The organism is Mangrovivirga halotolerans (assembly GCF_026241165.1).
GTDB classification, from domain to species: Bacteria; Bacteroidota; Bacteroidia; order Cytophagales; family Cyclobacteriaceae; genus Mangrovivirga; species Mangrovivirga halotolerans.
Window position 1 is genome coordinate 16,153 of the sequence record NZ_JAPFQN010000002.1, and the last position, 19,674, is coordinate 35,826.

A 19,674-nucleotide genomic window follows, 5' to 3' on the forward strand; every position below is an offset into this window, starting at 1 on the left:
TTCACGCATTTAATTTATCAACAACTAATGCTGTTAATTCACTTAGTAAAATATCGTTTTCATTTTTTGTACCAATGGTAATTCTCAAACAGTCATCACATAACACTACATTGGAACGATTTCTTACGACTATTCCCTTTTTTATCAAACTTCTATATAATTCTGCCGCCTTATGAATCTTAACCAGAATAAAGTTTGCATCTGAAGGATATACATTTTTAACCGCTGAAAGTTTAACTATTTCCTGGATTAATCTTTTCCTTTCTGCAATTACTAATGCCACCCACTCATCGACTTGTTTAAAATTATCCAGTGCTTTTGATGCTGCTTCCTGAGTTGCCTCATTGATATTATAGGGTGGCTTAACTTTATTTAAAAAACCAATAATTTTCGGGTCTGCGTAGGCCATGCCTAATCTAAGCCCTGCCATGCCCCATGCCTTCGAAAATGTTTGCAATACTACCAAATTAGGATACTCTTCTAATCTTTGGCTCCAGCTTTGAGAAGTTGTAAAGTCAATATAGGCTTCATCAATTACAACAATGCCTCCAAAGGATTTAAGAATAGCTTCTATATCCTTTTCATGCATCAGGTTTCCGGTAGGATTATTCGGGGAGCATAAAAAGATTAGTTTTATCTTTTTATCTTTTTCAATAGTATCAATTATTGTTTCAACATTCAATTGATAATTTCTTAACAGAGGAACCTCCAAGCATTCCACATTATTGATATCTGCTGAAACTTTATACATTCCATAGGTAGGTGGAGTGATTATCACCCTGTCTTCTCCAGGTTCACAAAATATTCTGAAAAGAAGATCTATCGGTTCGTCACTCCCATTTCCTAAGAAAATTTTATCCGGATCAATATTTTTAAGAAGTCCGAGTTTACCTTTGACAGTTTGCTGTAAAGGATCCGGATATCGGTTATACTTATTACCATCAGCTGACCCAAATGGATTTTCATTTGCATCCAGAAATACTGAAGCAAGGCCATCAAACTCATCTCTAGCCGAAGAATAAGGCTTCAAAGCCTTAATATGAGTCCTAATCAGATTATCTATATTAATCATTTGAAGCAAGTTTAGATAAACGAACCTTTACCGCATTTTTGTGAGCATCAAGATTTTCAGCTTCAGCCATTTCCATCACGGTATTGCCAATATTTCGCAACCCTTTTTCGGTTATTTTCTGAAAGGTTATTTTTTTCACGAAACTGTCAACAGACACGCCACTATACGCTCTTGCGAAACCATTTGTAGGAAGGGTATGATTAGTACCACTTGCATAATCACCTGCTGATTCAGGAGTATAGTTACCAATAAAAACTGATCCGGCATTGATTATTTCACCGGAAATTTCATCAGCATTTTTTCCACATAATATAAGATGTTCCGGAGCGTATGAATTAATCAGTTCAATCGCATTTTTTTCATCCCTCATAAAAATAGACATTGAATTCTCAAGTGCTTTTTCTGCGAGATTCTTTCGGGGAAGTTTTTCAAGCTGAATTGTTAACTCATTCTGAACCTTTTGTATCATATCTTCCTCCACTGTCACAAAAACAACCTGGCTGTCAACACCGTGTTCAGCTTGTGAAAGAAGATCTGCAGCAATAAATTCAGGGTCAGCTCCTTCTCCGGCATAAACCAACACTTCAGAAGGACCTGCAGGCATGTCTATCGCAACACCTTCGCTATTTAGTAATTGTTTTGCTGCAGTTACAAATTGGTTGCCAGGACCAAAAATCTTATAAACCTGAGGTACAGATTGTGTACCATAAGCCATTGCTGCTATAGCTTGTGCTCCTCCAATCTTGTAAATTTCAGAAACACCAGCTACCTTGGCAGCATACAGCATAGCAGGATGGACTCCCGATTTCACATTTGGAGGCGTACATAAAATTATTTCCTTACAACCAGCAATTTTAGCGGGTATAGCAAGCATCAATATCGTAGAAAATAAAGGGGCAGTGCCTCCTGGAATATAGAGTCCGACTTTTTCTATTCCAACAGACTTGCGGTAGCAAGTTACACCTGGCATAGTTTCAACTTCCTTCTCTTCCACAACCTGGCTTTCATGAAACTTCCTGATATTAATTGCTGCCTGATCAATTGCCGATTTCAATTCTTCAGAAATACTTTCTTCAGATTTCGAAATCTGGTCACTAGCTATCCTGACATCTTCAATTCCAATACCGTCAAACTTTTGGCAATACCTATCCAATGCAGTATCTCCTGATTTTTTTATTTCCTCGAGAATTGGCTTGACCACATTTTCCATCTCTGAAATATCAGAGGTAGGTCTGGCAAGTATTTCTTTCCAGTTACTACGTGAAGGGTTTTTTATTATTTTCATTGCTAAGCTTCTTAAAGAATTATTGGATCATTTTTTCTATAGGGACAACCAGGATACCTTCAGCACCAGCATCTTTAAGCTTTTCAATTCTATCCCAAAACTCATCTTCGTTGATGACAGAATGAAGGCTGCTCCATCCTTCCTGAGCCAGCGGTAATACTGTCGGACTTCTCATGCCTGGAAGTATTTCTATGATCTCCTCCACTTTATCATTAGGAGCATTAAGTAGAATGTATTTATTATTCTTACTATTTAGTACCGAATCTATTCGAAAAATCAGCTTGTTTAAGATCTCCTTTTTATCAGCAGGCATATCAGGAGATGAGATCAATACAGCCTCAGACTTAAATATGACTTCCACCTCTTTTAAACCATTCATAAACAAGGTACTCCCCGAACTGACAATATCACAAACACCTTCAGCAAGACCGATCCCGGGAGCAATTTCAACTGATCCGGATATTTCGTGAATATCTGCGTTTATACCTTTTTCATCCAGGTATTTCTGTAGTAGGTTAGGATAAGAGGTTGCAATATTTTTCCCTTCAAAATAATTAATATCAGTATAATTTTCTGATTTTGGAACAGCAAGGGAAAGTCGACATTTTGAAAATCCAAGCCTCTTATTTATGTCCAGGCCTTTAGATTTTTCTACCAGCACATTTTCTCCAACTATCCCCAGGTCAGCAATACCATCTTCGACATATCCTGGTATATCATCATCTCTTAAGAAAAGAAATTCTATAGGGAAATTTGAAGCTTCTGCTTTTAATGTACCTCTCCCATTATTGAATTTTATACCGCATTCTTTTATTAGCTTTAACGAGTCTTCACTGAGCCTTCCGGATTTTTGTACTGCTATTTTTAATTTCGTCATGATAAATATCTTCTTGATTGAATATAATAGATTAGCTGAAAAAATGTTTTCAGATTGTCAATATGGGGAAAACCCCCGTTATGGGCGATATATAAATATTATTCCTCCTCAGGAGGAATGATGGAAAAGATGATGTACATGAACACATGGAGCTGCTTGGGCAACAGCCTGAATCATTGTGATCATATTTTTATTTTCCTTGTACATCAAAGGCAAATGTATGCTCCTTTTTTTAAATAAAAAAGGCTATAAAAGTTTTTTTCAAATAATACTTAAGCCTTGAGGCTGGTTATCGGCAAGAATATTTTGTAATTTCAAAGTATGGTAGTAAAAAGCAAACCAGGAGGATTATATCTTACTATAGTCACGATCTTATTAATTGTAACCACTTATGGTGTAGTTAAAGATTGGTGGGCATTCTCAGCAATTGCAGGTTCTGTGTTTTTATTGGTACTGACCTTTATCAGAACTTATTACAGAGTCCATAACAATTACTTATATATTTTCAGTGGGTTTTTATATACTAATAAACTGGACTTATCGAAGCTTGAATCGGTAGAAAATGTCAATTCTTACAAGCCAGCACCGGCTTTATCCCATAAACGTCTTAGACTGAAGTTTAATGACGGTAAAACATTAGACATTTCAATGGATCCGCAATTGGAAGAGTCGTTCACTAATGAATTAAAAAACTCTTTACCTGGTTAATTAACCACCAGATTTCTTTGCTCGATACCCTTTGTCGGTCAGATAATTTAAAACCTTATCTCTATTATCACCCTGGATAATGATCTCTCCATTTTTAGCAGATCCTCCAACACCACATTTAGATTTTAATTCCTTACCCAGTTCTTTAAGATCGTCATCAGAACCAACGAATCCTTTAACAACTGTGGCTATCTTTCCTCCGCCTTTTCTGTCCAGCCAGATTCTCAAATCTTGTTCAGAAGGTTGAAGAGTTTCTTCTTCCTGATCACCTTCATATGAGTATTCAAAATCATCACTAGTGGAGTAAACTACTCCTTCTCTATCTTTAAATTTATTTTTCTTCTGACGTCCCATTTCTTTCTTTTTTGTAAAAATACATAAGATTTAAGCGAGGAACAAAAGAATAGTGGATCAGCCACCACAGATTGTAATCGCTGCATCACCTCCTTTGCGCACGACTTCCTGAAAATCAGGGCTGATCACATAAAAAGTGCGCGCAACCACTAAAAGACCGATTATAAAAACAAAAATAGCAGCTCTGCCCGAACTCAAAAGCCGCAATACTCCGGAACGAACAATTGGAAATATAGAAATAAACATTAGAGCCGGCCATGTACCTAATCCAAAAAGTACCATAAAAAGAACAGACTGCTTTATGTCAGGTTGTACGAGAGCAGTTGCCAGTGCCACATACACAAGCCCACATGGTAAGAAGCCATTAAACATTCCCATTAGGAAAACACCAATTGAGCTTTGAGTTTTATATGCACTGCTTACTTTATTTTTTAATCCGGAGAGTAATTTTGTAACAGGCTTGGAAACGATTTTCTCAAACTTCTTTATTCCGTTGAATAAAGCAAGCACCATTAACATTAGCCCAATGAGAATTGCAAAATAATGCTGGATACCGGTGAATTTCAATCCTGCTCCGGCAAGACCAATTGCAAGCCCCAGCAAGGCATAGGTAACCAACCTACCTGAATGGTAAAGTAACTTTCGACTAATAAAAGCACTGCCTTTACTTTTTGTAGTAACCATCATATCGAGTGGGCCACACATTAATACACAATGCCAGCTACCAGTCAGTCCTAATATCAATGCTGGAAGTATCATTGGATAAATACTGGCTTTTCAGTGTAATATTCCAGAGAAGCATCTTTCCATTTCAGTTTTAGTAGATACTGCCCCTTAGTCATGCCTTCAAGATCAAAGACATAAGAAGATTCATCTCCTTTATTTGACAGAGTTATTTTTCTATCCAGATTAGGATTATCAACCCTGTAAAAGTGAACTAAGCCCTCAACCGGAATATTTCCTTTTGCGAAGGTTAATGAAAGAGTTTTTTGATTATCGTTTAACTCTATTCCCGGCTTAACATCAAGATTATTGAAATTTCTCATTTTATCAATTACCTCCTGATAAGCTAGTTCTTCTTTATAATATTCTTTTTCAACAAGGTAGAAATCTTGTTTCATCGCCACAGTAACCAGGGTTCCCATGATGGCAATAAATGCTACAAAAGCAATAATAATTTTATGTCCCCAATTCATGATTTAATATTTTATTGGTCCAAGAAAATTCACTTTTTCACTATCTATCAAATCTCCTTTTTCATTGTATACACCTATTTTTACAGGTGTTTTAGTCTCAGAGAGATCTTTATCATCAAATTTCAAAAGAAGACTTCCCTCATATCTTTCTGCCGGCTCAAGAATCATATCTTTAGAATCACCAACACTCAATAATGCATTTGGATTATCAATTACTTTTAATTCTATTCTCTGAGTTCTCTGCGTTTTATTTGTAAGTTGAACGTCGAACAAATTGATATAAAGCCCAGTTTCATCCTCTTTTTGATATGTAAAGCCTGGTTTTTTCTGTATTGTTAAACTAATATCGCTACGCGTAAACAAAAGAAAGCTAAACAATATCAAAAGGACACCTAACACTCCTGTATAGGCTATTCTACGAGGTGTGATTAATTTTTTAACACCATCTTTTATACTGTTAAATGAGGCATATCTTATCAACCCTTTCGGCTTACCAATCTTAGTCATTACCTCATCACAGGCATCAATACAAGCTGTACAATTTACACATTCTAATTGCGTGCCATTACGTATATCAATCCCAGTCGGACAAACATGAACACAAAGCTTGCAATCGATACAATCCCCCTTATCTTCCTGAACTTGTCCACGTTTTAGCTTTCCTCTTGGTTCACCTCTTACCCAATCGTATGCCACTACTATACTATCTTTATCGAGTAAAACGCCTTGCAATCGACCATATGGGCAAACTACAGTACAAGCCTGTTCACGGAAATAAGTAAAAACCCAATAAAATGTCCCGGTAAAAAAGACCAAACCGAGAAAACCACTCCAGTTTTCTGTAGGTGGAGAAGTCACTAATTTTTCAACAGTTTCAATCCCTACCAGGTAGGCCATTGCCGTATGAGCTATCAGGATTGAAATGATCAGAAAAATACCATACTTCAGTCCTCTTTTAAATATCTTTTCACTATTCCATTTTTGTTTTGCCAGCTTTCTTTGCTTGTTTGCATCTCCATCAATCCAGTATTCAATTTTTCGAAAAACCATTTCCATAAAAATGGTTTGCGGACACGCCCATCCGCACCACAACCGACCAAAAGCAGTTGTAAACAGAATAATAAATACAAAGAATATTATCAGGATCAATGCTAATAGAAAAAAGTCCTGGGGCCAAAATGCCTGCCCCAGAACATAAAATTCTCTATCGAAAATATTTATAAGTAAAAACGGGTTGCCATTGATTTTAATAAAAGGAGCTCCAAAGAAAAGAATCAGCAATATAATTGTAACAATGTTTCTTGCATTATAATATCTTCCTTTAGGCTTTTTAGGATAAACCCAAACCCTTTTCCCCTCACTATCAACAGTAGCTATCGTATCCCGAAATTCTTCATCGTATGAATAAAGATCTTCCTGAACGCTTTTTTTGTTTTCACTCATTATCTGTCTCTCTGTCTATTCTTCTTCGTATTTATATACTTCCCCCTGAGGTTCTTTTGGATTATCTGGCTCAGTATCGTACAGACTATGAATATAAGATGTTACATTTCGTATCTGAACTTTAGTTAACTGATCCTCCCATGAGATCATCCCTTTTTCAGGAACCCCATTTTTGATGGTCATATAAATATCCTCAGCAGAACCTCCATGGATCCAATACTCATCAGTTAAATTCGGACCAACCTGGCCTCCCATATCATTTCTATGACATACTGCACAATTCGCCTCAAATACCAGTTTTCCATTTTCAATATGTGCTGGATCATCAGTAAAGGAAAGGCTTGATTCATCAATAACATTAGCCATTTTTTCAGCTTCAGCTCTAGCTTCAGCTACTGCTATTTCATATTCCTCAGCTTGTAAAGGCGCTGCATCAAACACATGGTAAACAAGCATATATCCGATACCCCAGACAATACTGACCCAGAATAAAGCTTTCCACCACGGTGGAAGGTGATTATCTAGTTCTCTGATGCCATCATAATCATGGTCAAGTTCGATCTCCTCTTCCTCTTCTACAGGGACAGCATCATTGACTTTAGTAAGCCAGCTACTCCAGGTAGTCTCGGATTTCTCTTCAACCGGAAGTCCTTCTTTTACCCTCTTCTCCCGAACGATCATTTTAACAACGCTAAGGGTATAAATTACTGCTAACAGCACCAGTAATGCAACTACCAGAAGACCAAGCGTTAACACACCCAGGATTAGTTCTGTCTCAGAAAGATTTTGGATTGTTTCGTATAATCCCTCACTTTCTTCCTGAGCACTGGCATAGCTCACAGTGAAAAATGCCAGTACCGGAATTAATATTGCTTTATTTAAAATTTGAGATAAGTATTTCATGATTTTTCTCCGGATTCAGGTAAAACATCATCATCAGCTAGTGGTATAGAAGCTATCTCATCAATAGTCTCTTTGTCATGACTCATCACGTAGATAGTCAAGCCAACGAAGAATACCACAAATATTATCAGGCTGATTATTGGCCAGATGGCCACGTTATCAATTTGTTCGAAATAATGCTTAAACATAATTTTATTTATTTGCGGTTTCTTCTGTACTATTTCCTGCCTTTATATCTTTACCCAGTCTTTCAAGGTAAGCGATCAGGGCTACGATCTCTGACTCTGGTACGATCACCTGGTCTTTGAGCTCCTCATTTTGAGACTTAATCTCTTCTACCACCTTGTTTGCCTGAGCCATATAATCCTGAACGGCTATTTTTTCATAACCTTCCTGGTACGGTACCCCAAGGTTTCGCATTGCTGAAATCTTTGGCAAAACAGTTTCCGGATCAACTACATCTTCATAAAGCCAAGGATAAGGAGGCATAATCGAACCTGGCGAAGTACTTGTTGGTTCATACATATGACTAAAGTGCCAGCTTTCAGTGAGTCGGTCACCAACTCTATGAAGATCAGGACCTGTTCTTTTGGACCCCCAAAGGAAAGGATGATCATAAACGAATTCACCGGCTTTAGAATACTCTCCATATCTTACAGTTTCACTTCGGAAAGGCCTGATCATCTGAGAGTGGCAGTTATTACAGCCTTCTCTTATGTAAATATCTCTACCTTCAAGCTCTAGCGGTGTGTAAGGCTTTACACTACTAATTGTAGGTACATTTGATTTCACAAGGAATGTCGGCACCATTTCGATCACTCCACCAATCACAATCGCCACAAAAGCAAGAACAGTAAATAATACCGGCTTTCTTTCAAGAACACTATGCCAGTGTCCACCTGTAATCTTTTTCTTTTCAAGAGCAGGTGCTTCATCTGCTTCATTTGATAAGAATTTACCTTGTTTTGCAGTTTTAACCAGGTTGTAAGACATCATAATTGCCCCTGTGAGGTAAAGTGCACCACCAACAGCCCTCATTATGTACATTGGCTTAATCGAATTCACGGTTTCAAGGAAGTTACCATAAACTAATAAGCCATCAGGAGTAAATTGTTTCCACATCAGACTCTGAACAACTCCTGCTACATACATTGGAAGAGCATAAATCACAATTCCCAGGGTTCCTATCCAGAAGTGAGTATTAGCCAATTTGGTAGAGTAAAGCTTAGTCTGATACATTTTCGGAATCAGATAGTAAAGCATACCAAATGCAAGGAATCCATTCCAGCCAAGACCACCAATGTGAACGTGAGCAATAATCCAGTCACTAAAGTGAGCAATGGCATTAATGTTTTTAAGAGATAAAAGTGGTCCCTCGAGTGTTGCCATACCATAAGCGGTAACTGCAACTACCATGAATTTAAGAACAGGATCTTCGCGAACCTTATCCCATGCTCCTCTAAGAGTAAGAAGTCCGTTTAACATACCTCCCCAACTTGGTGCGATAAGCATGATTGAGAAGACAGTACCTAAAGACTGAGCCCAGTCTGGTAAAGAAGTATAAAGTAAGTGGTGAGGTCCTGCCCAGATATATATAAATATCAAAGACCAGAAGTGAATGATCGACAATCGATAAGAGTAAACAGGCCTGTTAGCTGCTTTTGGCAGGAAGTAATACATCAGTCCTAATACAGGAGTTGTCAGGAAGAATGCCACAGCATTATGCCCATACCACCATTGAACCAATGCATCTTGTACTCCAGCGTACCATGAGTAACTCTTAAGAAAAGTCACCGGCATCTCGAATGAGTTAACAACATGCAATACCGCCACTGTGATGAACGTGGCAATGTAAAACCATACAGCAACATACATATGTCGCTCTCTCCTTTTCAGGATAGTTCCGATCATATTAATACCGAAGATTACCCAAATAACGGTGATTGCAATATCAATCGGCCATTCGAGTTCAGCATATTCCTTTGAAGTTGTAATACCCAGAGGAAGAGTGATTGCTGCCGCTACAATTATTGATTGCCATCCCCAGAAATTGATCCATGATAATGCATCACTGAACATCCTGGCTTTTAATAATCGCTGCAGGGAATAATAAACTCCGGCAAAAACACTGTTACCTACAAATGCAAAGATGATAGCATTGGTATGTAGAGGTCTTAGCCTTCCGAAAGTAGTATAAGGAATACCCAGATTAAGATCAGGGTAAAATAACTGAATAGCTATGGTAAGCCCCACGAGCATACCGACTAACCCAAATACCACAGTGGCAACTATAAATGCCCTGACTATCCGGTTATCGTACTCAAACTTTTCTAGTGTCATAATCTTATTTGATTTCTGTAATCTATTTTCTGTATTTAATCGCTAAGGTATCTTTCAGCGCATTTTTCCCCGCTGACAGGATTCATTTCAACTGGTGATATAAATCATGCTAAGTGGAATCTGACTGATTTTCAGACTTGTTATCGAACAACATTCTCCGAGCCGGAGCATCGGTATCATCAAACTGCCCTGCCTTTACTGCCCTGATAAACAAGACCAAAAAAGTAAGGGCAACTACCAGGCTAGTGGCTATGAGGATTATTATTATTTTCATTTTGAAAAGATTTTTTTACCAATAAATTTTATTACCAAAGTGGAAAAAGCCACAATAGTGATTGAACTCAGGGGCATGAGAATTGCAGCAAATACCGGAGTCAGCATACCGGCTGCTGCAAAGGATAATCCAACCAGGTTATATAAAAGAGAAATGGTTATACCTACCCATAATACTTTACCGGAATTTTTAGCGAATTTTAATATTTGAGGTAGTTTTGAGAGATTATTCCCAATGACTATCGCGTCACTGGCCGGAGTAAATGAAGTGGTTTGATCAGTAACAGCAAGGCCGAAATTAGCAGCCTTTAATGCTCCTGCATCATTAAGTCCATCTCCTACCATTAAAACCTTTTCCCCTCCTTTCTTTAGGTCAATTACATTCTCAAGTTTTTGATCAGGTTTTTTGTTGAAATGCAACTCAGCTTTATTTCCTGAAAGATCTGCTAAATTGGATTTCTCATTATCGTTATCTCCACTTAAAACGGATAAGTCGTATTTCATTTGGGAAAGCTGATCAAACAGATCATCAATCCCTTCCCGGTATTCAGGTTTTATCTCAAAATATCCAATAAATTCATTATTGATGGAAAGACACACCGATGAAGAGGGAATGGCTACTTCAGTATTAATAAATTCTTTTGATCCCAGTTTATAAATTTCGTTATCTACTTTTCCGGATATTCCTTTCCCTGAAACCTCTGTAAAATCATCGATTATAGCATCAAGCTTTGTATTCGATTCTAACAAATATTCTGAAATTGCTACACTGAGAGGATGCACCGATTGACTACACAATGTTGCAATATTTGCTTTTTGGCTTCTTAACAAGGGCTTGTACCCGATGAAATTAACTTTAGAATTATCCTTTGTAGTAAGAGTCCCGGTTTTATCAAAAATGATGTGGTCGATCTTTAAAAGCTTTTCTATGAGGTCAGAGTTACGTAAGTAAAATCCGATATTACCTAATACACTTTGTGCGCTACCAAATGTATAAGGTATGGTTAAAGAAAGTGCACAAGGACATGCTACTATTAAAATTGCCGTAAATACGCTTACAGTTTTTCCCGGGTCAATAAAATACCATCCTATGGCAAAAGAAAAGGCAAGAAATAAAATCACCCATGTGAAATATTTCGCAACTCTGTTTAAAATTTTATCAGCAACAAATTCATCTGATTTATTGAAGATCTCATTATTCCATAGTGAGGTAAGATAACTTTGAGACAATACCTTTTTCACTTCGAAAGATGCTGATTTTCCGATCAGCTTTCCTCCGGCAAATATTAGTTCACCCTTTCCTTTTTTAACAGGACGCGACTCCCCGGTAACGAAACTATAATCAATCAAAGCCGAATCATCCTTAACAATACAATCAACAGGGATAACTTCAGTATTCCTGATTTGTATAACATCTCCTATAGTAAGATTTCGTACAGGAATTACTTCCCTGGTCAGGTCATCTTTTATTCTATGTACAGCCAGGGGAAAGTATGATGTAAAACTTCGGTCGAATGATAGGTTTCTGTAAGTCCTGTTTTGAAACCATCTGCCTGTAAGCAGAAAAAACAGCAGTCCGGCCAATGAATCGAAATAACCTGGTCCGGTACCAGAAAAAACCTCATAAGAACTATAAAAAAACAAGGTGATTATACCAATGGAAACAGGAACATCGATATTTAAATATTTTTGTTTCAATCCACTCCATGCCGATTTAAAATACACTGTACTGCAATAAAAAAATACAGGGATTGCCAGTAAAAAATTCACTAAGCCAAAATATGGAGCAAATTCACCCAGATCATCATCCAGACCTAAGTATTCAGGAAAGCTCATAAGCATAATATTGCCGAATGCAAAACCGGCAACTCCTATCCTGATCATCAAACTTCTCGATTCATTATCGATTTGTTCAGCTTGCTCATCTTCCAGGGAAATATGAGGGGAATAACCGATCTTCTTGAGAAGTACGGCTAATTCTTTTAAGGAAAGTAATTCAGGATTGTAGTCAATTGTTACTTTCTTTTTACCAAAGTCAACAACAGAACGTATGACACCATCATGAAGTCTGTAAAGGTTTTCGAGTAACCAAAGACAAGAACTACAATGAATAGCAGGAACCTGGAATACTACTTTATTAAAATCCTCAGATGAATATTTTAAAAGAGATGATTGAATTTCCTCATTCTCCAAAAAGTCGTAGATTTCATTATCCTCTGAAACTTTAAGTCCAGGCTCAATGTCAATTTTATAATAATCTTGAAGACCATTGGCAGAGAGAATTTCAAAAGCTGTTTTACATCCTGTACAGCAAAATGTTTCATTCTCAAAAAATATAATATCATCCTGATGATCCGGAAGAGCATCATTACAATGACGACATTTCTTAGATATCGAAATTCCCTCTAATACCTCTTGATTGGAATTCTGCTGCATATACTTTATTACCAGACTAATACTATCCAGTAAAAATATGTTTACAGCTTAATTACTCAGCTATCAAATATCATTGTAGCCAGTGATATAAGTCAAGGGTATATCAATCCGATACCAAAAAGTATAACGAAAACAAGTGTTGAGGCTGCTAATTGTTTGAGATAAGGATCGAGGTGTTTTGGATCTGTAATGTTAATTACTCCATATAAATTTTTAGCTAAAAGAGGGATAACCAGTAAAAACAACCATTGCCATGGTGATGAATAATTATAGAAAGTAAAAACAGCAGCACAAACTATCGCTCCGAATAGAAGAAAAGCATGGTAGATCAAACTGTTACTTCTTCCAATTCTAACCGGTATACTGTACTTCCCTGCTTTCCTGTCTGATTCTATATCTCTGATATTATTAACATTCAATACTCCTGTGGCGAGCAGACCACAACTTGTAGCAGGTAGAAGAATATCTGGCCTAATTGTTTCAGAAAATAAAAAATAGGTCCCACCAACACCTACATAGCCAAAAAAGATCATGACAAAAAGGTCTCCGAAACCTTTATAACCATAAGGATTATTTCCTGCGGTATAATTAATTGCAGCAAACAATGCAGCTAACCCAAGACCAAGAAATATAAATAGTAATTTAAGGTTATCTCCGAATGAAGCTATGAGAAGTCCTACACCACTAATAAAAGCTAAGGCAGCACAAGCTATTACTGCCCATTTCATCTGCGATTTGGAAATAGCTCCTGATTGAACAGCTCTAGCTGGTCCCAGCCTGTCTGCCGAGTCTGCCCCGTGAATGCTATCTCCATAATCATTTGCCAGATTAGAAAGTACCTGCAAAAGTATGGTGGTCAGGATAGTAAGAATAAAAATAGTTGTACTCCAAAAGCCATCAGCCTTTGCAAGTACTGCTCCCATTCCCACGCACGCTAAAGCGAGAGGCAATGTTCTTAATCTGAAAGCTTCAATCCATGCCTTCATATTACATTCTTTCCGGTACCGTAATACCTAATAATCCCATAGATAAGTTTATTACTCTGGCTATCTGAGCACTTAACGCGACTCTGAAAGTACGAAGATCCTTATCATCTTCTCCAAGAATAGAAAGCTCTGCATAAAACCTGTTATATTCCTTAGCCAGGTCATAAGCATAATTTGCTATTACAGCAGGACTTAATTCTTCCGCCGCAAGTTTAAGCTTGTTATGATATTCAGAGATCAGGTAAATAAGATCTTTCTCAGTATCTGATATTTCAAGTGATCCCGAAATGTTTTTTTGATATTCAATTCCAAGCTGATCAGCCTTTCTTAAAATAGCTGAGATTCGAGCATGGGTATACTGAATAAATGGTCCTGTGTGTCCTTGAAATTCAATTGATTCTTTCGGGTCAAAAAGCATTCTTTTCTTAGGATCGACTTTAAGAAGAAAATACTTTAAAGCACCTAATCCCAGGGTATCATAAAGTTCTTTAGCCTGTTCGTCATCAAACCCATCGATCTTACCTAATTCTTCGGTGTGTTCCCGGGCAGTATCAACCATTTCACTCATCAGGTCATCGGCATCAACTACTGTACCTTCCCGTGACTTCATTTTTCCGGTAGGCAAATCAACCATTCCATAAGAAAGGTGATATAAACCATCTGCAAAAGGCTTACCCAGTTTCTTTAACAAAGTAAAAAGAACAGTAAAATGATAATCCTGCTCGTTTCCAACTACGTAGATAGACTTATCAAAATTCAAGTCCTTATATCGCTGATCAGCAGTACCTAAATCCTGCGTCATATAAACCGCTGTACCATCACTTCTTAATAGAAGTTTTTCATCTAATTTTTCTTCATTCAGATCAGCCCAAACCGATCCATCATCCTTTTTGTAGAAAACACCTTTTTCAAGCCCTTCATTAACCAGGTCCTTACCCAAAAGATAAGTTTCAGACTCATAATAATATTTATCGAAATCTACTCCCATTCGGTCATAGGTCTGTTCGAATCCTTCATAAACCCAACCATTCATCTTTTTCCAAAGATCAACAGTTTCCTTATCTCCGGCTTCCCACTGTTTAAGCATTTCCTGGGCTTCGAGAAGAATTGGCGCCTTCTTCTTAGCTTCTTCCTCATCCATTCCATCAGCTACCAATGCAGCAATTTCCTGCTTATATGCTTTATCAAAGGCTACATAATAATTACCTACAAGGTGATCGCCTTTAATACCAGCTGATTGAGGAGTTTCTCCTTCACCAAACTTCAGATAAGCGACCATAGATTTACAAATATGAATTCCCCGGTCATTAATTATCTGAACTTTATCCACAGAATATCCATTGGCTTTAAGAATATTTGCCGTAGAATATCCCAGAAAGTTATTTCTCAAATGGCCAAGATGAAGCGGTTTATTTGTATTTGGAGAAGAGTATTCGATACAAAATCTTTCGTCTTTCTGAGGTAAAGTACCAAAGTTTTCATTCGAGATAATGTCATTGATATTATCGATGAATGCGTTATCGGTAAGTATAAGATTTAAAAAACCTTTAACAGTATTAAAATCTTTTACTACATCACAATTTTCCTTAAGATAATCTCCGATTGCAGCCCCGGATTCTTCCGGGCTCTTCCTGGTTACGCGAAGGAAAGGAAAAACAACAAAAGTATATGTACCTTCAAACTCTTTCCTTGTCGGTTGAAGGGAAATATCTTCTGTTAATTCATGATCAAATACTTTTTTGAAAGCATCTTTAATATTACTAATGATCGTTTCTTCTAAATTCATCTTCTTCGCGTATAACTATTAATCAGAAATTTTCTATAAGTGATTTTGTCGTATTCTCAAGAATATCGAAGGCATTTTCTGCCATTAAATTTTCAGTATCAAGGGTTGGATTTACTTCAACTATCTCCCAGCAACAAACTTTTTTATCCTTGATTATTTCTTCATTAAGAAGTTTTGCTTCTTCAACTGACAATCCACCGGGAACTGGTGTACCAGTACCCTTTGATATGCGTGAATCAATACTGTCAACATCAAAAGAAACATATATATTTTCGCAGTGACTAAGCCTTTCAGTTGCTTCTTTAGCCACCTGCTCTATTCCTTTTCTACTTATTTCTTCTGGTGTAAAGTTTTTAATGCCATACTTTTCCATTAGATGTTTTTCCGGTTCTTCGGTATCTCTTACTGAAATAAATACAATATCACTTGGATCAATTTTTGGTCCCTTTACTCCGACGTTTTTTATTTCTTCCCATATCTCACGAGTTCCTTCTGTGATGTCATTGATCTGCATTTCTTTATTATCCAGGCCAGTAACCATAGCTAAAGGCATACCATGCATATTTCCCGAAGGTGTAGTGTAAGGCGAATGAAGGTCTGCATGTGCATCAATCCATATTACACCTAATCTTTGGTTTGGTCTGTTCTTTTTGATACCACAGATAGTGCCGGCAGCAGTAGAATGATCACCTGCCAGTACAATCGGAAATCTTTTTTCATTCATTACATCATTAACAGTAGAACAAACTCTTCGAACCATAGTATGAACACCATCAATATGCTTTGCGTGAGGATAATTATTCTTTAAAAAAAGTAAATTATTCTGATCATCAACATTGACCGAATCAAATGTGCCAAAATATTGGGAATCCTTGTCCAGGCTGGCAACTTTTAAAGCTTCAATTCCAAGGCTGGCTCCCCTGGTACCTGCAGCTATTTCTGAGCGTACCTCTATAAGTTTTACTTTATTCATCTGGGCTAATCTTAAGATTTTTCAATGTTCAAAAATACAAAACTGGATGCGCAAAAATAAAAGTATTGGATTATAAAACCAGTTCAAATTCACTTTAGTTAATCCAAAGATTTTTGTAGGGAGTCATTATTTCCTATTTTTATAGGATTACATTTTATTTATGTAATCTTACATTAAATAAGTTCTTTTAGTAATGATCTATTTTTCGTCTTATTAAATAGCATAAATTCGGCGAAAAAATCTGATTATTGCGGTTAATTAAATGCCTTAATTAATAAATATTGAATGAAAAGTTATTTTGATCTTATTGAACAGACTTTTTATTTCCCACAGGAAGAGTTTAAAGTCAGCAATAACGAACTTTTATTTAATGATATTCCGTTAATGGAAATCATTAAACAATATGGAACACCCTTGAGACTGACTTATCTACCGAAAATAGGTCAAAATATAAATGCAGCCAGGGAATGGTTTCATAAGGCCATGAAAAAACATAATTACGATGGTGATTATACCTATTGTTATTGTACAAAGTCATCTCACTTTAAGTTTGTGATCGATGAGGCCTTAAAAAACAAAGTCCATATTGAAACCTCTTCTGCTTTTGATATAAAGATTGTAGAGTCATTATTCAGAGATGGGAAAATAACCAAAGATCACTATATCGTTTGCAATGGTTTTAAACGTCCGACTTATACTGAGTATATCACCAATTTATTAAATGATGGTTTTCACAATTGCATCCCCGTTCTTGATAATATGCGCGAACTGGATTATTATGAAGAAAATGTGAAAGGGGAATATAAATTGGGTTTAAGGGTCGCAGCTGATGAAGAACCAAAATTTGAATTCTATACCTCCAGATTAGGTATTCGTTATAATGAGATCGTTGATTTCTATAAAGATAAAATAAAAAATAAGTCTAAGGGTAAGCTGAAAATGCTTCATTTCTTTATTAATACAGGAATAAGGGATACTGCCTATTACTGGAGTGAATTGAGTAGATTTATTTACAAATATTGTGAACTAAAAAAGATTTGTCCGGAATTAGACACTATAGATATTGGAGGCGGCTTCCCTATAAAAACATCTCTGGGATTTGAATTTGACTATGAAGCTATTGTTGATCAAATTATTGAAAATATAAAATGGATCTGCAATAAAAATCATGTTCCGGTGCCGAATATATTTACAGAATTCGGAAGTTATACCGTTGGAGAAGCAGGAGCTTTCATCTATAACATTCTTGATCAAAAACTTCAAAATGATAAGGAACTCTGGTATATGATCGATTCTTCATTTATTACCAACCTGCCTGATAGCTGGGGATTAAATCAAAAATGGATCTTATTATCGGTAAATAAATGGAATGATAATTTTCACAAAGTAAATCTCGGTGGTCTGACCTGTGATAGTATGGATTACTACAACTCAGAGATGCACAGTTCTGAAGTTTTTCTTCCTAAAATCGAAAGTGATGAACCTCTCTACATTGGCTTTTTCCATACAGGCGCTTACCAGGAAACCTTAGGCGGGTACGGAGGTATTCAGCATTGCCTGATTCCTGCCCCTAAACATGTGGTAATTGACAGAGATGAAAATGGAGAAATCACTTCTTATTTATTTAGTGAAGAACAAAAGCATGAAGGTATGCTTGATATACTGGGCTACAACAAATAACTAATCAATATCATTTAAAGGAATGGAAATTTTAACTTCCGTTCCTTTAATTTCTTTTCCATTTATATTTATATGACCGCCAATTTTATCCAATTGGGATTTAACTAAATATAATCCATAACCTTTTCCGCTAAGCGGCTCCCCTCCTGCACTATACATTCCTATTCCAACCTCATTCTTATAGCCTGAATACCCTATCCCGTTATCGATAACATTAAAATATGCTATATCACTTTTTGAATTCAAACAGACTTTAACTTCTGGTTTATCTTCTTTTGAAGAAAATTTGATAGCATTATGAATAATATTATTAAAAATATTAGAATAAAAATCAGGGTTCCCTCTTGCTATGATATCATTTTCGACTTCAGAATATATTTTTGTTCCATTTTCACAAGCATATTTTTCCAGGTTTTTTAATACTGAAATCAAAATATCAGAAATATTTACAGAATCGATTTCCTTAGTTAATTGAACATCAACAACCCTTGAAAGGTCATCAGTTATTTCCTTAAGTTGACTGGCAGAAGCTCTTATTCTATAAATAATTTCCTCTACTCTAAAATCATCCGTAAAATCTGCAGGAATGATCTGTAGTAAACCTGAAATTTGAGAAATAGGAAGTTTTAAATCGTGAGCAATTATAGAAGCAAACTTCTCCAGGTTCTCATTTTTATTCTGAAGTTCCTTATTTTTCTTCTCAAGCTCCAGATTATATTTAAATACATTATCCTGCAGACCTTTATTGTAATTTTGAAGCTGTTTATTTTGTTCTGTTATCAAAGAATGCTGTTCTTCAATTTTTTGGTTTTTCTCTTTCAAAAGACTAATTGCTTTTTCATGCCTGTACTGGACTTTCAGATAATATTTCTTGTACCGCGACAACATATATCCCGCTAAGGAAATCACGATAACTAGAATAAGGCCATGACTAAATAAAACTTCAGGGTAATCAAAGCTATTTACTTTTTCAGGGTACTTATATTCCAGAAAAAATAAAGCCAGGATATTTATAATTATTGCAGGAACCACCCACCTTCTCCATGTATTATTAAATACTACTAATAAGAACAATACTATTAATATAAATAGATAGGGGATTGAACTTCTAAACCCTCCGGATTGAAACCAGGTCACATTTAAAATAAGCAGAACAGCAATTCCAAATATTTTGCTTACTAGGCTTATATCAGAGATTTTCCTTGAAATAAAATATAGTGATACTATAAAAATAAAAGCTAAAATTTCGAATATAACCAGCCTTGCATCTTTTGCAATAAAAAGATTATTTAATAACAATAAAATCGTAGCAAAGATGCTAAGTGTTAAAACCCTTAAAAATATTTTTTTCTCAGGGCCCAT

The 19,674-nt window shown here is 36.3% G+C and carries 18 protein-coding genes; 2 read left to right on the forward strand and 16 right to left on the reverse strand.

Annotated features, from left to right (window positions below; all coding sequences use genetic code 11):
* Window position 1: 1 nt before the first annotated feature.
* From hisC to hisG, 3 genes are read right to left on the reverse strand one after another with little or no spacing between them, the layout of a single operon-like run.
* Complete coding sequence (hisC, locus tag OO013_RS01375) at window positions 2-1,072, reverse strand: histidinol-phosphate transaminase (protein WP_266054734.1); 1,071 nt, start codon at window positions 1,070-1,072, stop codon at window positions 2-4.
* On the reverse strand, window positions 1,065-2,357 hold the full coding sequence (hisD, locus tag OO013_RS01380) for a histidinol dehydrogenase (protein ID WP_266054735.1): 1,293 nt from the start codon (window positions 2,355-2,357) through the stop codon (window positions 1,065-1,067). Before hisD ends, hisC begins: the two co-directional genes overlap by 8 nt.
* Window positions 2,358-2,376: 19 nt before the next feature.
* Window positions 2,377-3,234, reverse strand: a complete 858-nt coding sequence (gene hisG, locus OO013_RS01385) for an ATP phosphoribosyltransferase (protein ID WP_305067173.1) — start codon at window positions 3,232-3,234, stop codon at window positions 2,377-2,379.
* A gap of 321 nt (window positions 3,235-3,555) precedes the next feature.
* Between hisG and OO013_RS01390 the strand changes: the two genes are divergently transcribed.
* Window positions 3,556-3,942, forward strand: a complete 387-nt coding sequence (locus OO013_RS01390) for a PH domain-containing protein (RefSeq protein WP_266054736.1) — start codon at window positions 3,556-3,558, stop codon at window positions 3,940-3,942.
* Here the strand turns inward: OO013_RS01390 and OO013_RS01395 are convergent, their stop codons facing one another.
* The 12 genes from OO013_RS01395 to rocF form a co-directional block, all read right to left on the reverse strand.
* The gene (locus tag OO013_RS01395) at window positions 3,943-4,296 is read right to left on the reverse strand and encodes a translation initiation factor (RefSeq protein ID WP_266054737.1); all 354 of its coding nucleotides are present in this window, start codon (window positions 4,294-4,296) and stop codon (window positions 3,943-3,945) included.
* A 57-nt stretch (window positions 4,297-4,353) separates the two neighbouring features.
* The gene (locus OO013_RS01400; protein WP_266054738.1) at window positions 4,354-5,055 is read right to left on the reverse strand and encodes a sulfite exporter TauE/SafE family protein; all 702 of its coding nucleotides are present in this window, start codon (window positions 5,053-5,055) and stop codon (window positions 4,354-4,356) included.
* A complete protein-coding gene (locus OO013_RS01405) occupies window positions 5,052-5,492 on the reverse strand; it encodes a FixH family protein (RefSeq protein ID WP_266054740.1) in 441 nt (146 codons plus the stop codon). Before OO013_RS01405 ends, OO013_RS01400 begins: the two co-directional genes overlap by 4 nt.
* A 3-nt stretch (window positions 5,493-5,495) precedes the next feature.
* The gene (gene ccoG / locus OO013_RS01410) at window positions 5,496-6,935 is read right to left on the reverse strand and encodes a cytochrome c oxidase accessory protein CcoG (protein WP_266054741.1); all 1,440 of its coding nucleotides are present in this window, start codon (window positions 6,933-6,935) and stop codon (window positions 5,496-5,498) included.
* Window positions 6,936-6,950: 15 nt separating this feature from the next.
* The gene (locus OO013_RS01415) at window positions 6,951-7,838 is read right to left on the reverse strand and encodes a cbb3-type cytochrome c oxidase N-terminal domain-containing protein (RefSeq protein ID WP_266054742.1); all 888 of its coding nucleotides are present in this window, start codon (window positions 7,836-7,838) and stop codon (window positions 6,951-6,953) included.
* On the reverse strand, window positions 7,835-8,026 hold the full coding sequence (locus tag OO013_RS01420; RefSeq protein WP_266054743.1) for a cbb3-type cytochrome oxidase subunit 3: 192 nt from the start codon (window positions 8,024-8,026) through the stop codon (window positions 7,835-7,837). The genes OO013_RS01415 and OO013_RS01420 overlap by 4 nt, the downstream gene beginning before the upstream one ends.
* 4 nt (window positions 8,027-8,030) lie before the next feature.
* Window positions 8,031-10,178, reverse strand: coding sequence for a cytochrome-c oxidase, cbb3-type subunit I (ccoN, locus tag OO013_RS01425; protein WP_266054744.1), 2,148 nt, complete (start codon window positions 10,176-10,178; stop codon window positions 8,031-8,033).
* Window positions 10,179-10,287: 109 nt separating this feature from the next.
* On the reverse strand, window positions 10,288-10,452 hold the full coding sequence (gene ccoS / locus OO013_RS01430; protein ID WP_266054745.1) for a cbb3-type cytochrome oxidase assembly protein CcoS: 165 nt from the start codon (window positions 10,450-10,452) through the stop codon (window positions 10,288-10,290).
* A complete protein-coding gene (locus OO013_RS01435) occupies window positions 10,449-12,887 on the reverse strand; it encodes a heavy metal translocating P-type ATPase (protein WP_266054746.1) in 2,439 nt (812 codons plus the stop codon). Before OO013_RS01435 ends, ccoS begins: the two co-directional genes overlap by 4 nt.
* A gap of 92 nt (window positions 12,888-12,979) precedes the next feature.
* A complete protein-coding gene (locus OO013_RS01440) occupies window positions 12,980-13,873 on the reverse strand; it encodes a 1,4-dihydroxy-2-naphthoate polyprenyltransferase (protein ID WP_266054747.1) in 894 nt (297 codons plus the stop codon).
* Window position 13,874: 1 nt separating this feature from the next.
* The gene (gene argS, locus OO013_RS01445) at window positions 13,875-15,659 is read right to left on the reverse strand and encodes an arginine--tRNA ligase (protein WP_266054748.1); all 1,785 of its coding nucleotides are present in this window, start codon (window positions 15,657-15,659) and stop codon (window positions 13,875-13,877) included.
* Between the two features lie 22 nt (window positions 15,660-15,681).
* Window positions 15,682-16,632, reverse strand: coding sequence for an arginase (rocF, locus tag OO013_RS01450; RefSeq protein WP_266054749.1), 951 nt, complete (start codon window positions 16,630-16,632; stop codon window positions 15,682-15,684).
* A 285-nt stretch (window positions 16,633-16,917) separates the two neighbouring features.
* Between rocF and OO013_RS01455 the strand changes: the two genes are divergently transcribed.
* Window positions 16,918-18,312, forward strand: a complete 1,395-nt coding sequence (locus OO013_RS01455; protein ID WP_266054750.1) for a type III PLP-dependent enzyme domain-containing protein — start codon at window positions 16,918-16,920, stop codon at window positions 18,310-18,312.
* Here the strand turns inward: OO013_RS01455 and OO013_RS01460 are convergent, their stop codons facing one another.
* Window positions 18,313-19,449, reverse strand: coding sequence for a sensor histidine kinase (locus tag OO013_RS01460; RefSeq protein WP_266054751.1), 1,137 nt, complete (start codon window positions 19,447-19,449; stop codon window positions 18,313-18,315).
* Between the last annotated feature and the right edge of the window lie 225 nt (window positions 19,450-19,674).

Excerpts from the sequence above, each read along its gene's own strand:
- hisC (WP_266054734.1), bottom strand. The coding sequence starts at position 1,072 with ATGATTAATATAGATAATCTGATTAGGACTCATATTAAGGCTTTGAAG.
- hisD (WP_266054735.1), bottom strand. The coding sequence starts at position 2,357 with ATGAAAATAATAAAAAACCCTTCACGTAGTAACTGGAAAGAAATACTT.
- hisG (WP_305067173.1), bottom strand. The coding sequence starts at position 3,234 with ATGACGAAATTAAAAATAGCAGTACAAAAATCCGGAAGGCTCAGTGAA.
- OO013_RS01390 (WP_266054736.1), top strand. The coding sequence starts at position 3,556 with ATGGTAGTAAAAAGCAAACCAGGAGGATTATATCTTACTATAGTCACG.
- OO013_RS01395 (WP_266054737.1), bottom strand. The coding sequence starts at position 4,296 with ATGGGACGTCAGAAGAAAAATAAATTTAAAGATAGAGAAGGAGTAGTT.
- OO013_RS01400 (WP_266054738.1), bottom strand. The coding sequence starts at position 5,055 with ATGATACTTCCAGCATTGATATTAGGACTGACTGGTAGCTGGCATTGT.
- OO013_RS01405 (WP_266054740.1), bottom strand. The coding sequence starts at position 5,492 with ATGAATTGGGGACATAAAATTATTATTGCTTTTGTAGCATTTATTGCC.
- ccoG (WP_266054741.1), bottom strand. The coding sequence starts at position 6,935 with ATGAGTGAAAACAAAAAAAGCGTTCAGGAAGATCTTTATTCATACGAT.
- OO013_RS01415 (WP_266054742.1), bottom strand. The coding sequence starts at position 7,838 with ATGAAATACTTATCTCAAATTTTAAATAAAGCAATATTAATTCCGGTA.
- OO013_RS01420 (WP_266054743.1), bottom strand. The coding sequence starts at position 8,026 with ATGTTTAAGCATTATTTCGAACAAATTGATAACGTGGCCATCTGGCCA.
- ccoN (WP_266054744.1), bottom strand. The coding sequence starts at position 10,178 with ATGACACTAGAAAAGTTTGAGTACGATAACCGGATAGTCAGGGCATTT.
- ccoS (WP_266054745.1), bottom strand. The coding sequence starts at position 10,452 with ATGAAAATAATAATAATCCTCATAGCCACTAGCCTGGTAGTTGCCCTT.
- OO013_RS01435 (WP_266054746.1), bottom strand. The coding sequence starts at position 12,887 with ATGCAGCAGAATTCCAATCAAGAGGTATTAGAGGGAATTTCGATATCT.
- OO013_RS01440 (WP_266054747.1), bottom strand. The coding sequence starts at position 13,873 with ATGAAGGCATGGATTGAAGCTTTCAGATTAAGAACATTGCCTCTCGCT.
- argS (WP_266054748.1), bottom strand. The coding sequence starts at position 15,659 with ATGAATTTAGAAGAAACGATCATTAGTAATATTAAAGATGCTTTCAAA.
- rocF (WP_266054749.1), bottom strand. The coding sequence starts at position 16,632 with ATGAATAAAGTAAAACTTATAGAGGTACGCTCAGAAATAGCTGCAGGT.
- OO013_RS01455 (WP_266054750.1), top strand. The coding sequence starts at position 16,918 with ATGAAAAGTTATTTTGATCTTATTGAACAGACTTTTTATTTCCCACAG.